General features: G+C 68.0%; 11 protein-coding genes. 1 reads left to right on the top strand and 10 read right to left on the bottom strand.

What is annotated here, in order from left to right:
• Window positions 1-9 precede the first annotated feature (9 nt).
• From H9Q09_RS09160 to H9Q09_RS09115, 10 genes are all read right to left on the bottom strand, one after another.
• On the bottom strand, window positions 10-852 hold the full coding sequence (locus tag H9Q09_RS09160; protein WP_246716074.1) for an SDR family oxidoreductase: 843 nt from the start codon (window positions 850-852) through the stop codon (window positions 10-12).
• 94 nt (window positions 853-946) lie between these two features.
• Complete coding sequence (locus H9Q09_RS09155; RefSeq protein ID WP_187390790.1) at window positions 947-1,129, bottom strand: hypothetical protein; 183 nt, start codon at window positions 1,127-1,129, stop codon at window positions 947-949.
• 143 nt (window positions 1,130-1,272) lie between these two features.
• Window positions 1,273-2,892, bottom strand: coding sequence for a gamma-glutamyltransferase (ggt, locus tag H9Q09_RS09150; protein WP_187390789.1), 1,620 nt, complete (start codon window positions 2,890-2,892; stop codon window positions 1,273-1,275).
• Window positions 2,893-2,921: 29 nt separating this feature from the next.
• The gene (locus tag H9Q09_RS09145; protein WP_187390788.1) at window positions 2,922-4,949 is read right to left on the bottom strand and encodes an alpha/beta hydrolase domain-containing protein; all 2,028 of its coding nucleotides are present in this window, start codon (window positions 4,947-4,949) and stop codon (window positions 2,922-2,924) included.
• A gap of 11 nt (window positions 4,950-4,960) precedes the next feature.
• Window positions 4,961-5,947, bottom strand: coding sequence for an oligopeptide/dipeptide ABC transporter ATP-binding protein (locus H9Q09_RS09140; RefSeq protein ID WP_187390787.1), 987 nt, complete (start codon window positions 5,945-5,947; stop codon window positions 4,961-4,963).
• Window positions 5,944-6,975 carry an ABC transporter ATP-binding protein gene (locus H9Q09_RS09135; protein ID WP_187390786.1) on the bottom strand — a complete coding sequence of 344 codons (1,032 nt, stop codon included), beginning with the start codon at window positions 6,973-6,975 and terminating at the stop codon, window positions 5,944-5,946. The genes H9Q09_RS09140 and H9Q09_RS09135 overlap by 4 nt, the downstream gene beginning before the upstream one ends.
• Complete coding sequence (locus tag H9Q09_RS09130; protein ID WP_187390785.1) at window positions 6,972-7,868, bottom strand: ABC transporter permease; 897 nt, start codon at window positions 7,866-7,868, stop codon at window positions 6,972-6,974. Before H9Q09_RS09130 ends, H9Q09_RS09135 begins: the two co-directional genes overlap by 4 nt.
• 5 nt (window positions 7,869-7,873) lie before the next feature.
• Window positions 7,874-8,791, bottom strand: a complete 918-nt coding sequence (locus H9Q09_RS09125; RefSeq protein ID WP_024350219.1) for an ABC transporter permease — start codon at window positions 8,789-8,791, stop codon at window positions 7,874-7,876.
• 51 nt (window positions 8,792-8,842) lie between these two features.
• Window positions 8,843-10,387, bottom strand: coding sequence for an ABC transporter substrate-binding protein (locus tag H9Q09_RS09120; RefSeq protein WP_187390784.1), 1,545 nt, complete (start codon window positions 10,385-10,387; stop codon window positions 8,843-8,845).
• Between the two features lie 23 nt (window positions 10,388-10,410).
• A complete protein-coding gene (locus H9Q09_RS09115) occupies window positions 10,411-12,252 on the bottom strand; it encodes a CocE/NonD family hydrolase (protein WP_187390783.1) in 1,842 nt (613 codons plus the stop codon).
• 106 nt (window positions 12,253-12,358) lie between these two features.
• On the opposite strand from H9Q09_RS09115, the gene H9Q09_RS09110 reads away from it, so the two are divergent.
• Entirely contained in the window at window positions 12,359-13,291 is a 933-nt protein-coding gene (locus H9Q09_RS09110) for a LysR family transcriptional regulator (RefSeq protein WP_187390782.1), read from the top strand.
• The last annotated feature ends 86 nt before the right edge of the window (window positions 13,292-13,377 follow it).

Here is a 13,377-nt window from a genome sequence, read left to right as displayed (position 1 = left end):
ACCCGTCCCTCAGCTGTTGCGGGCGTTGCCGCGCAGGGTCGGCAGGCCGATGCCCGTCGCCCCGAAGCCGCCGTCGACGCCGAGGATCTGGCCGGTGATGTAGCTCGCCCGTTCGCTGCAAAGGAAGAAGATCGCCTCGGCGATCTCTTCTTCGAGGCCGTAGCGATTGAGCGGCACCGTGTCGTGGTAGTCGGCGCGGATGGCGGGGCTGTGCACCGCCTTGGCCATGGCCGTGTCGACCGGCCCCGGCGCCACGGCATTGACGCGGATGCCGAGCCCCGCCAGCTCCACCGCCTGCTGCTTGGTGAGATGGGCGAGCCCGGCCTTGCTGGTGCCGTAGGCGACGCGCAACGTCGAGGCGCGCATGCCGGAGATCGAGGTGATGTTGACGACGCTACCGCCGCCGGTCTCGGCCATGATCGGCGCGGCCTTCTGGGTGCAGAGGAACGGCCCGCCGAGATTGACCGCCAGCGAGCGCTGCCAGTCCTCGAAGGACGTTTCGAGCATCGGCTTGAAGACGGCGATGCCGGCATTGTTGACGAGGGAATCGAGCCGGCCGAAGCGCTGGATCACCGCGTCGAGCGCGGCGGCGACCTCATCGGGGTCGGCGACATCACAGGTCACGGCGAGCGTGCGGTCCGGCTGGTCGAGCTCCGCGGCCGCGGCCTTGAGCGTCTCGCCGTCGATATCGAGCAGCGCGACCTGCCAGCCTTCGGCTAGAAACCGCCTGGCGGTCGCCAGCCCGATGCCGCGTCCCGCGCCCGTGATCAACGCGACCTTGTCCTGATGCTGCAACGCTCTGCCCTCCCCGGATGAATTTCCAAGGCAGACATACCGTTGCGGCGCGTCCATGGCGAGGGCTGGCGACGCCGCCCGGCCGAAGCCCGCACGCCGCCGCGCGGTTTGCGGCGTCAGCGGTCAGGAATGTTGGGTGGGGAGAGGCTGCCTAGCGGCCCTGGGCCATCTGCCTGGGCCATTCGACGCGATCGCAGCCCCAGCGGGCATCCTCGTGTTCGAGCCCGGCCTTGGCGTAGAGACTGTCGATGCTCTCGACGAGCGACTGCTCGATCGCTTCTGCTTCGGTGATGTGGCCGCGCTCCAAAGCGCTCACGATCTCGGATGCCAGCATGTCACGATCTTTCGTTTGTTACTCGTGTGCCAACGCGGCACATGCCGGCCGGTTCCGAAGAAATGCTCCGTTCGGTCATGTCACGTACCGCTGCGGCATCCGGCCGCAGCCGGCCCCGGTTCCGGCACAGCCGGGCGAAGGCTTCAGCCAAGGCCGTAGGCCACCCCGTCGCGGCCCGGATCGGCGGCGCCCTCCAGCGTGCCGTCGGGGCGAATTCCGACGGCATGGACCCAGCCGATCGTGTGTCCGTAGGGATTGCGGATCACCTCGTAGCCCTGGCTCTCCAGTTCGCGGGCGACGGAGCGCCGGATGCGATTGGAGACGTCGATGGGATTGCCGGTCGAGGAAAAGCGCGGCGCGGCCACCGCTTCGCCCACGGACATGCCGAAATCGACGACGTTGAGGATGGTCTGCAGGACGCCCATGACGATCTGCGTGCCACCGGGAGCGCCCAGAACCAGTTCCGGGCGCTCGCCATCGAAGACGATGGTCGGGCACATGGCGCTGAAGCGCGACTTGCCGGGTGCGATGCTGCCGGCGCGCCCCGGGCGCGGATCGAAGACGCCCATGCAGCCATTGTAGAGGAAGCCCAGCCCGTCGGTGATGATGCCCGACGGCATGCCCAGCGAATGGGTCATGGAAACGCAATTGCCGTCGCCGTCGACCACCGACAGATGGGTCGTGTTGACCGGCACCGCGTTCGGCGCCTGCAGCCGCGGCACCTCGGCGCGCACGCCGGCGCGGATCTCGCCGGCCAGTTCGCGCGCATAGGCCTTGTCGGTCAGATGCGCCAGCGGCACGTCGAGGAAGCGCGGATCGCCGACATGGCGGTCCTTGTCGATGGTAGCGCGCTTCATCGCCTCGCAGACGGTGCGGATGTAGTCCGGCGAATTGTGCCCGAGCGCGGCGAGGTCGAAATTCTCCAGGATGTTCAGCATCTCCACCAGCATCACGCCGCCGCCCGGCGGTTGGTTGGTGGTGATGCGGCGGCCGCGATAGCTGGCGGTCAGCGGTGCGTTGCGCTGCGGGGCATAGTCGGCGAGATCGTCGCCCGACAGCAGCGCGCCGTTGGCAGCCATGTCGGCGGCGATGCGGGCGCCGATCTCGCCGGTATAGAAATCCTCGGCGCCGTGTTCGGCGATCCGCCGCAGGGTCAAGGCGTAGTCGGGATTGCGGATCGGCTCGCCGACCGTCAGCGGCGTGCCGTCGGGGTGGCAGTAGAGCGCGCGCCCGGTGGCGCTGAAGGCAAGGCGCTCGGCCGTCGCCGCGCGGCCCATCTTGGAGCCCTCCATGAAGAAGGTGTACATGGCCGGGCGCACGAAATAGCCGTTCTCAGCCCAGTCGATCGCCGGCTGCAGGATGGTCTCCCAGGGCAGGCGGCCATGGGCCCGGTGCACCTCTTCATAGGCGCGCAGGGCCGCCGGAACGCAGATCGCGCCATAGCCGAGATCGTTGACCCGGTCCTTCAGGACGAAGCCGAAGCCGTCGCGCGTCTCGCCTTCGACGCGGTCTTCCCACATGTCCGGGCGGGCAGCCTTGGGCGCCGGGGCATGGAAGTCGAGATATTCGTGCAGCCCCTTCCCCGGCATGTAGAGGCCGAGACTGCCGAAGCCGGCGATGCCGCACATCAGCGGATCGACGACCGTCTGGGCCAGCGCGCAGGCGATCGCCGCGTCGACGGCATTGCCGCCCTTCTCCAGCATCTCGACGCCGGATTCGGCTGCTTCGGGCTGCGGACAGACGACCATCGCCTGAGACTGCATGCTGTCGCTCCTGTCGGGGATCGGAATGGTCAGAGACGCACGAGGTGGCGCGGCCGGCCCCATTCGCCGGCATCGGCGACCGCGCGGGAGACGTCCTCGCGCAGCATCAGCCCGTCGGCGACCAGCGCCTCCGCCGCCTGGCGGATCGCCGCCACATAGCCGTCGGCAGTGCCGTAGCGGGCAAGGACCGAGCGCCGGGGGTCGCCGGTCTGGCCGCGTTCGTCCTCGCTGTCGGGAAACGGAATGTAGCTGCCGGTGATGCCGACCATGGCGCCATGTCCGACGTCGCGGCGGCGCACGCTCCAGCCGGTATAGGTGCCGAGCGGCGCCTGGACCATCGGCGCGCGGATGCCGGCCAGATCGTTGCCGTCGCCGTCGACGGCCGGCACCTGCACCGGATAGCACTCGCCGGCCAGAATCTCCGGCGGCTCGTTGGCAATCCGCCCGGCATCGATGTCGGGTCCGAAGTCGAGCCGCTCCAGCTTGCTCGGGCCACGTGGCAGCGCGACGCCGGGAATATGCGGGAACGCCGCCCGCCACATGTCCTCGGCAACCAGCGTTCCGTCGCCGCGCGCCGGAATGCGGCTTGCCGGCGGCGGCGTGCCCTCGCTCGCCCAGGCGTCGAGATTGTCGAGCCCGGCGCGAAACAGCATCGAGGTGGCGACGACGTTGAAGCATTCCTGCGCCAGTCCCTTGGCGGGCGCAGTGACGAGGGGCGAGGCGTAATGCTGGGAGCTCGCCCACAGATACACCCGGACATTGTCCGGCTGGGCTAAGTCGCGGCCCTTGGTGTCTGTGTGCACCAGCGAGGCCCGGCGGTGCCAGTATTCGCAGGCGGTGTCCGTATGGATGACCAGCGGGTCGGTGTCCGGCCGCTTGAGGATGGCGTCCTCGCAGCCCGAATAGTGATCGGTGGACATCGCATAGGAGAAGGGAAAGCGATCGGCGGGCGAGAAATGGTTCTCGTGTTCCTGGCCCGGCAGCAGCACCAGATTGGCGAAGCGGTGGTTCATCCACATCTTGCCGGCACCGGCGACGTGCGGCATCACGCCGTCGAAGACCTTGCGGTTCTTCGCATCGGCGTTGAAGCCGAGATACAGGAAGTCGCGGATGCAGCGCCCGGTCTGGGAACGGCCCCAGGCATAGGCCTTCTCGACCCCGACGCCGTTGTCGCGCAGGGGATTGGCCTGCCCGCTGGCGGTCGTCTCCCCGTGCTTCAGGAAGCTGACGAAATCGCGCACGGCGACATGGCCGACGCCGAGAACCAGCGGGTCGCGGGCCTCGTAGACGATCTCGTAGATCCAGCCGGTCTCGAAGCCGTCCGGCAGGAAGACATGGCTGTCGGAGGCGATGATCGCCTCTTCCATGCCCTGATTGTCGACGCCGCCGCCGCGCTCGGTGCGGGCAAACGCCCAGGCGTCAGCCGGGATCTCCTCGCGCACGCTGTGGGCGTAGCGCCGACGGGTCAGCCGCGCGGTGCGGGTGTCGAGCGAGACGGTCGGATAGCTGCGCGTCGAGACCAGCGAACTCAGGGGGAATACCCGCGTGCCGGGCTCCACCGCGATGAACTCCGAGCGGGTCCGGCCGGTGATCGGACGGCCGTTCTCGCTCGCCACCGGTGCATCGAGCAGCATGCGGCCATTGCCGGGCAACAAGTCGCCCTGCCAGGCGAGCCAGCCGACCGAATAGCCGCGCCGCATCAGGAAGCCGTTGCCGGCATCGGCGCGGCTGCGCGGGTCGTTGGTGGACGGCGCGTCGTTGAAGAACTGCAGCGCGCGCTTGTTGCCGCGATTGCCGTAGTCGAAGAACAGCCGGCGATTGCCGCGCGACAGATCGACCGGCTTGAGGATGCAGAAATCGGCCTCGAAGACCACCCGGCCCTCGGCATCGACGGGGGCAAGGCCGATATCGGTGACGACACGCTGGGCCTCGGCCGCGGGATCGACCCGGAAGATCACCCGGCCGGACAGCCGCTCGTAGGGACCGGCGGCGCCGAAGCTCTCGCCCTCGGCGAAGAGGCAGCGCTCGTCCAGCCGGTAATCGATCTCTGAATCCATATGCGGTCCCCTCAGCCTGCCGCGCGCGCGGGATGCGCCGCGGCGCCGAAATTGTTCGGGTGGTGACAGCGAAAGACCGGGTCGATGCCGGCCGGGTTCGGATCGACCTCGGCGCACAGCGCGTCGGCCTTGGGGCAGCGCGGATGGAAGGCGCAGCCGGAGGGCGGATTGACCGGGCTGGGGAACTCGGCCTCGAGGCCGAGTTCGGGCAGGCGAGCGCCGGCGCGCGGCGGCAGCACCGCCTTCAGGAGGGCGTCGCTATAGGGATGGCAGGGTCGCTCGAAGATGGCGTCGGCATCGCCGCGCTCGACGATCTGGCCGAGATACATGACCGCCACCTCGTCGGCGAGGTGATGCACCACGGCGAGGTTGTGGCTGATCAGGATCATCGTCAGGTTCAATTCCTGCTTCAGCCGGTGCAGGAGATTGAGGATCTGGCTCTGCACCGAGACGTCGAGGGCCGAGGTCGGCTCGTCGCAGATCAGGATTTCAGGCTCGCCGATCAGTGCCCGGGCGATCGCGACGCGCTGGCGCTGGCCGCCGGAGAGCTGGCTGGGATAGGCCTCGACCAGATGCCGCGGCAGCCCGACCTCGCCGGCCATCTCGTGGACGCGCGCGCGCCGCGAGGCGGCCGTGCCCTCGCCGCGCACCTTCAGCGGCGCGCCGATGATCGCCTCGACCGACATGCGCGGATTGAGCGAGGAATAGGGATCCTGGAACACCGGCTGGATCAGCCGGGCCCGGGCCAGACGCTCGTATTCCTGGATCGGCCGGCCGGACACGAGCACGGTCCCCGCGGTCGGGTCCTCGATGCCGAGGAGAATGCGGGCGAGCGTGCTCTTGCCGCAGCCGGATTCGCCGACGAGGCCGAGCGTGCGGCCGCGGTCGACGCTGAGATCGATGCCGCGCAGGGCCCGCAGGGTCGCCTTCTTGCGGAAGGCGCCGCCGACGGCATAGTCGCGCGTGACACCGCGCATGCTGAGAACGGTCTCGCTCATGAGCTTGCCTCCGACTGCCGTGTCCAGGCTTCGGGATCGCGTCCGCTGCCGTCGGCTGGCAGGACGCAGCGCATCAGATGGCCGTCGCCGGCGTCGCGCAGCGCGATCGGCCCTTCGGCGCAGGGCGCATGGGCATAGGGACAGCGCTCCAGGAAGCCGCAGCGCGTCAGGTCGCCGGTCTGGCGCGGCACCACGCCCGGAATGAAGCCCAGCGTTTCGCCGCGCCGGGTCTCGTCCGGCACCGGGATCGAACGCATCAGCCCCTCGGTATAGGGATGCAGCGGGCGGGCGAGCACTTCGTCGCAGGTCCCCGCCTCGACGACCTCGCCGCCATACATCACGACGATGCGGTCGGCCATGCCAGCGACCACGCCGAGATCGTGTGTGATCAGGATCAGGCCGATGCCGGTCTCGCGCTGGATGTCGCGCAACAGCCGCAGGATCTGGGCCTGAATGGTCACGTCGAGAGCCGTGGTCGGCTCGTCCGCGATGATCAACTCGGGCTCGCACAGCAGCGCCATGGCGATCATCACGCGCTGGCGCAGGCCGCCGGAAAGCTGGTGCGGATACTGGTTCAGCCGCTCCTCGGGCGACGGGATGCCGACCTTGCGCAGGAGCTCCAGCGAGCGTTCGCGGGCGGCGCTACGCGAGACCTTGCGGTGCTGCCTCAGGATCTCGGCCATCTGGGCGCCGATCCGGTAGCAGGGATCGAGGGCCGTCATCGGATCCTGGAAGATCATGGCGATGCGGTCGCCGCGCAGCTTGCGCCAGCGCCGCGGCGAGGCCTCGCTCAGGGATTCGCCGTTGAGGTCGATGCGCTCGGAGGTCAGCCGCGCCTGGCGCGGCAGAAGACCCATGATGGCGAGCGCCGTCAGGCTCTTGCCGCAGCCGGATTCCCCGACGATGGCGACCGTCTCGCCCTTGGCGACGCTGATGTCGATGCCGCGGACGGGGCGCAGCACGGCGTCGCGCACGGGAATCTCGACCTTGAGGCCGGACACTTCGAGGATGGGGGCGGTCATGCTCATGCCTTGCCCTCCGGCGTCGTGACATCGCGCAGGGCATCGCCGACGAGGTTGATCGCGAAGATCAGCAGCACCAGCGCGGCGCCCGGCACGGCGATCATCCAGGGGCGGAACAGGAGCTGGCTCTTGGCTTCGGCCACCATCAGCCCCCAGGACACGTTCGGCGGCTGGACGCCGAGGCCGAGGAAGGACAGCGCCGCCTCCAGAAGGATGGCGTGGGCCAGTTCGATCGAGGCGACGACGATCAGCGGCCCCATGATGTTGGGCAGGATTTCCCGGATCAGGATGCGGGTGGTGGAGCTGCCGATGGTGCGCGCCGAAGTGATGTATTCGCGCGAGGCCAGCTGCTGGGTGGCGCTGCGCATGACGATGGCGAAGCGATCCCAGAGCAGGAGCCCGATCACCATGACCAGCAGCGACAGCGAACTGCCGACCAGCGCCACGACAACCAGCGCGACGAGGACGACCGGCAGCGTCAGGCGGATGGTGATGATGAAATTGACCACCAGATCGACCCAGCCGCCCCAGTAACCGGCGGCGACGCCCATGGCGGTGCCGATGGTGCCGGAGATGAGAATGGTCAGGAAGCCGATCATCAGCGAGATGCGGGCGCCGAAGAGGAGGCGCGTGAGATAGTCGCGGCCGAGCCCGTCGGTGCCCAGCGGATGGGCCCAGCTGCCGCACTCGGCCCAGACCGGCGCGACGAAGCGCTGACCGAGATCCTGGATCGATGGATCGTAGGGCGTCAGCCACGGCGCGAAGATGGCGGCCAGGAAGATGACGAGGATGATCAGCCCGCCAACCCAGAAGCTGCCATGCCGGAGGGCGCGGCCGACGGCCACGCGGGTCGGCGAGACCGCGATCTGGAGAGGCGGAGCGTGGGTGACTGGGGGCATGGAACTCACGAGATGCGGATCCGCGGATCGAGGGCCGCGTTGAGGAGGTCGGCGACGAGGGTCAGGATCGCGTAGGCGACGGCGATCAGCAGCAGGATCGCCTGGATCACCTCGATGTCGGCGCGCTGGATGGACTCCCAGGCGAGATGGCCGATGCCCTTCAGGGAGAAGATCGTCTCGATGACGATCGAGCCGCCCAGCATGAAGCCGAGCTGGACCGCGGCGAGCGAGACCACCGGCACAATGGCGTGGCGCAGGCCATGGCGCACCACGACCCGCCACGGCGTCAGGCCATAGGCGCGGGCCGTGCGCACATGGTCGGCCTGCATGACGTCGAGCATGCCGGAGCGGGTCAGGCGCATGATCGCCGGGGTGGCGTAATAGCCGAGCGCCACCGAGGGCATGATGAAATGCGCCCAGGTGGAATCGCCGGAGATCGGCAGCCAGCGCAGATAGACGCCGAAGAGATACATCAGGCCGAGCGCGAAGAGGAAGGACGGCAGCGCCTGGCCAGCGACCGCCAGCCACAGCGAGATGCGGTCGATCATTGTGTTGGGGCGCAGCGCCGCCAGAACGCCGAGCGGAATGGAAAGCGCCAGCGCGAAGGTCAGCGCCAGGACGCCCAAAGTCGCGGTGACCGGCACGTGCTCGGCCAGGACATCCACCACGTCCATGCGCAGGTAATAGGAGCGGCCGAAATCGCCCTGCAGGAGACGACCGATCCAGTCGAGATATTGCAGGATCAGCGGCCGGTCGAAGCCGAAGAGTTCACGCACCGCCGCGATGTCGCTGGCCGAAGCCCCCTCGCCGGCCATCGCCGCCGCGGGATCGCCGGACATGTGGACGAGCAGGAAGGCGATCACCGAGGTGACCGCCACCACGAGAAACGTCACCAGCAGGCGTTTGAGAATGAAGAAGAGCATTGAGCCTCGGGTCGGTGGCCGGGGAGCCTGACGCTCCCCGGCGGACGCTGTTTATTTCCACTTGGCGAGATAGAAATGCGCCATCTCGTCGGGGGTCACCGGATAGTCCAGGTCCTTGTTGAACGCGTAGGTCCGGCCATAGATGAAGAGCGGGATGTAATAGGCTTCGTCCGCGATCTTCTTGAGCGCCTTGGAGTAGAGCGCCTTGCGGGCCTCCGTATCCGTGGTCGTCTCGGCTTCCGTCAGCCAGTCGCGCACTTCCTCGTCGCGGGCGTAGTCGTCCGGCCCGAACTGGAAGTAGTAGCCGGTCGAGGCCGAGGCATCGAGCATGCCGTTGGAACCGAAGGTCAGATGCGCGATCTGGGTCTCGTCGCCGGCGATCAGCGGACGCAGAGCCCGCCACTGCAGGAACTGCAGGTCACCCTTGATGCCGACGGCGCGCAGGTAGTTCAGCACCGCTTCCGAATGGGGCCGGTCGCGATAGGCGTGGAACGGGACCTCGAAGCCATCGGGGTAGCCCGCCTCGGCCAGCAGTGCCTTGGCCTTCTCCGGATCGTAGGGGTACTGGGTGACATCGGTCTCGCAGCCGAACTGCACCGACACGCACATGGACTTCTGCACCGTCGAGCCTTCGCCGACGAGGTTCTCGGTGATCGCCTCGCGGTCGATGGCATGGGCGATGGCCTGCCGCACGCGGATGTCCGTCATCGGCGTCTCGCCGGTGCGGCCGGCGGCGTCCAGCGCCAGGAACGACATGCGCATGGTCGGCGCCGAGACGACGGTGAGGTTGTCCATGTCGTTGAGCATGCCGGCATTCTCGGGCGGCACGCCCCAGATCCAGTCGACGCCGCCGGTGACGACCTCGGCGATCTGGGTCTCCGGGTCCTTGATGGTCCGGTAGATGATCTTGCCGATGGACGGCTTGCCCTTCGGGCTGTCCTCGAAATAATCCGGGTTGAGCTCCAGGGTCAGCGACTGGCCGGCCTGGTAGTCGGTCAGCTTGTAGGGCCCGGTGCAGACCGGGTTGACGGCGCCCCAGTCGCGGCGCGTCGTTCCATCGGCTCCCGGCACTTCCGGCGCGCTGTCATAATGGCCGGCCGGATAGATCGGCGAGGTGCCCGACAGATATTCGAAGGCCGCCGGCGTCGGCGCCTTGGCGTGGATGCGGACCTTGTGGTCGTCCACCACCTCGACATTGTCGATCCAGTCGACGATCACGCGGATCTTCATGTCGCTGTCGGGCGCCGCGACATGGTTCAGCGTGTCGGCCACGTCCTGGGCGTCGAAATCGGTGCCGTCGTGGAACTTGACGCCTTCGCGCAGGTCCATCTCCAGCGTCTTGTCGTCGACCCATTCCCAGCTCGTCGCCAGCAGCGGCTGGTACTCGTTGGTCTCCGGGTCGCGGTGGATCAGGCTGTCGCACTGGGCGTAGGCGGTGATCAGCGCCTCGCGCTGGTTGCCGTAATAGAGGTCGGGCGTATCCATCTCGGTGGATGTCGCCCAGACGAAGGTGTCGTTGTCCTTGCCGGCCAAGGCCGGCGAGGCCGCGAGCGTCATCGCGCAGGCGGCCATCAGGGTATTCCTCAGCGTCTTCATCGTGCTTCCCTCTCCTGGTTTCCTCATCGCGGCTGGCTCGCCGTCATCGGCAGTTCGACTAGCGACCCGCCGGTTCCGCCTCGAACGATCGTCAATAGGGGCGGTCGCCCGTGCGGCAGCTGCACGTAATGATCGCAGTCCGCACCGGCGATCGAAAGGCGGATGCGGCTTCCGGCGCCGAACGTCCACGACGTCGGCAGCAGCGCAAAGCGCATCCGCGCCGGCTTGCCGGGCACCATCGGTGCGGCGCTGGCCCGGCTGAAATCGCGATAGGGCCAGGACCAGTCCTGATCGGCCGGTGCCGGCATTTCGTGCCGGTGCAGGGCCCGCAGCACGCCCTCGGTGACGTAGCGAACGGTGCCGTCGGCCTCGACCTCCGACAGATAGACGTGGATCACCGCATCGCCCTCGCTGGAGGCGATGGACAGGTCGACCACCGGATGGCCGGACATGCGCGCGGCGGCTTCGAGCGGCGCGCTGGTATAGGATTGCATCGCCGCGTCGCGGCCCTGCCAGTCGGCGTAATAATCGGTGGTGTTGAGGGCGGCGAGGCGCTCATGGCGCGTGTCGTTGCCGGTGCCGACGGTATAGTCCACCTGGTAGACGTCCTCGCCGGCCGCGCCCCTTGCGGACGCCAGACGACCGCCATCGTCCAGATGCAGGACCTGGCGCTGTTGATGCGGCGGCCATGCGTCGGCGGCCTGCCAGACGTCCTCATGCATGGAGAAATAGTGGATCGGTGCCTCGTCCTTCAGCCCGGTGTCGAGGCCCATCAGATATTCGTCGAAGAACCGCAGCACTTCGGCCAGGACGTCGAAGTCCGGAGCGGTGTGATCGCGCCAGGGCGACACATTGGTGCGCGCGCCATGGTCCCACGGCCCCAGTAGCAGATGCTGCCGGCGATTGGGGAGCGAGCGGTAGCGGGCGATGGCGCCATTGGCGAAGCCGGCCCCGTCCATCCAGCCCGAAATCGAGTAGATCGCCACGTCCGGCGCGATGTCGGCGGCGTAATGGTAAGGGCTGAAGGAGTGCGCCCCGAAGGACGGATCGTAGGGCAGCCGGTCGTCGGCGAAGGGAAACTCGCCGATGAAGTCCGGCATGTGGAAATTGCCAAGATGCTCGCGCACCGCTGCGCGGCAGAGCGTGCCGTCGCAATCCTCGTCCACCGGCTGCGGGCCGGCAAAGTCGGGATTGTCGAAATAGGGCTGGTTCGCCAGCACGTCGCGGCGGTCATGGTCGAGCCCGACCATGATGTCGTCGTAGCTCGCCGCCAGTTTGTTCAAAAGGACGCCGCCCGGATAGAGGTGATCGACCCAGGTGTTCCAGACCGCAAAGAGCGGCGCGATCGCCTTGACCGCCGGATGACCCGTACTGGCGAGGAAACAGGCGGCGGCGCCGAGATAGGAAATTCCGGTCGAGCCGATAGCGCCGTCGGACCAGGGCTGGGCGACGATCCAGTCGGCGATCTCGCGGAAATCCTCGCGCTCGGCGGGCGAGCGGAAACTGTCGCGGGTGCCGAAGCTGGCGCCGGTGCCGCGCACGTCGACCACCACCACCGCATAGCCGCGCGGCACGAAGGCGTCGCGGTAGCGCGCCGCGTTGGGGCTGGGCTCGGTGTCGGCGGAGGCCCCGTCGCGCAGCGCGAACCGGCGGTAATAGGGCGTCAGGATCAGGATGGTGGGAATTCGGTCCGGCCGTCCGGGCCCTTCCGGCAGGTAGATGTCGGCGGCGATCCGGCAGCCATCGCGCATCTCGATATAGCAGGAGGCAGGCCGGGCCGGCAGCGCGAACTGCGCGGGGCGCTCGTCCCGATAGCGCGACGGCGGCTTTCGCCAGGCGTCACCTTTCGTATCGCTATCAGACATCGGAACTCCGTACGCGCCTCTCAGGGTGGTCAGCGTACGGGGCCTGTGCCATGCGTCAATTTCGATCTTCGCAAGATCTCATGCGCAAAGCGAATGGAGTGAACTGGTGAATCTGAAGGGTCTGGAAGCCTTGCGCGCCTTCATGGAGGGCGGCTCGCTGAACGGGGCCGCCGAGCGCCTGCACCGCACGCAGCCCCAGGTCAGCCGGCTTCTGGCCGCGCTGGAGGACGAGGTCGGCTTCGCGCTGTTCACTCGCACGAAGCGCCGGCTGGTGCCAACCACCGAGGCGCGCGAATTCTACAGCCATGTGGAGCATGCGCTCTACAGCCTCGACGACGCCATGCATGCGGCGCAGCGGGTCAAGGCGCGCCAGCGCCGGCATGTGCGCATCCTGACCGCCCCGAACATCACCGGCGCGCTTCTGGGCGATGCCATCGCCACCATGACGGCGGAAGACCCCGGCTTCACGGCCGCCATCGATTCGCGTTCGCGCCTCGACATCGAGAAATGGCTCGGCCGCGAGCAGTTCGATCTGGGCATCACCGTCCTGCCGATGGACAATGACGCCATCGACATCGAGCCGATCGCCTCGATCCGCGCCGTCGCCGTGATGCGTCACGATCATCCGCTGGCCGGACGCCGCCGGATCCATGCCGAGGATCTGCGCGACCTGCCGCTGATCGCCAACGCGCCCCGTACCGTCATGCGGCAATCCCTGGACGCCGCGTTCCGCAAGATCAACGCCACGCCGACGATCCGGCTGGAGACGCCCAATGGCATCGTCGCCTGCGAACTCGCCGGTCTCGGCGTCGGCGTCGCCGTCGCCGACGGCTTCGTCGCCCGCTCCAGCCTCAAGCCCGGCATGGTGATCCGCCCGTTCGAGCCGGCAATCGAGCTGCACTACGTGTTCATCCTGCCGAAATGGCAGGCGCGCACGCCGACGATCAACCGGCTGACCTCGCTCGTGCGGTCCGCGGCGATCGAGGAAGCCGCGCTGGCCAACCAGCAATGGCTCGAATCCGAAGATAAGCCGGGCTGACCTTCATGCGCGGGGCGCAAGCTCACTTGTGTTTTTGGCATTTGACGCGGGAGCGCCCCGTGGCGAGGCTTCGCGCGAAGTCGAGG

It is taken from the genome of Aurantimonas sp. DM33-3 (genome assembly GCF_014334315.1).
GTDB classification, from domain to species: Bacteria; Pseudomonadota; Alphaproteobacteria; order Rhizobiales; family Rhizobiaceae; genus Aurantimonas; species Aurantimonas coralicida.
Note: the sequence above shows the minus strand (reverse complement) of the source record. Positions and strands in the feature narration are given on the sequence as shown.

Coding starts and splice junctions, on each gene's coding strand:
- H9Q09_RS09160 (WP_246716074.1), bottom strand. CDS start 852: ATGGACGCGCCGCAACGGTATGTCTGCCTTGGAAATTCATCCGGGGAG.
- H9Q09_RS09155 (WP_187390790.1), bottom strand. CDS start 1,129: ATGCTGGCATCCGAGATCGTGAGCGCTTTGGAGCGCGGCCACATCACC.
- ggt (WP_187390789.1), bottom strand. CDS start 2,892: ATGCAGTCTCAGGCGATGGTCGTCTGTCCGCAGCCCGAAGCAGCCGAA.
- H9Q09_RS09145 (WP_187390788.1), bottom strand. CDS start 4,949: ATGGATTCAGAGATCGATTACCGGCTGGACGAGCGCTGCCTCTTCGCC.
- H9Q09_RS09140 (WP_187390787.1), bottom strand. CDS start 5,947: ATGAGCGAGACCGTTCTCAGCATGCGCGGTGTCACGCGCGACTATGCC.
- H9Q09_RS09135 (WP_187390786.1), bottom strand. CDS start 6,975: ATGAGCATGACCGCCCCCATCCTCGAAGTGTCCGGCCTCAAGGTCGAG.
- H9Q09_RS09130 (WP_187390785.1), bottom strand. CDS start 7,868: ATGCCCCCAGTCACCCACGCTCCGCCTCTCCAGATCGCGGTCTCGCCG.
- H9Q09_RS09125 (WP_024350219.1), bottom strand. CDS start 8,791: ATGCTCTTCTTCATTCTCAAACGCCTGCTGGTGACGTTTCTCGTGGTG.
- H9Q09_RS09120 (WP_187390784.1), bottom strand. CDS start 10,387: ATGAAGACGCTGAGGAATACCCTGATGGCCGCCTGCGCGATGACGCTC.
- H9Q09_RS09115 (WP_187390783.1), bottom strand. CDS start 12,252: ATGTCTGATAGCGATACGAAAGGTGACGCCTGGCGAAAGCCGCCGTCG.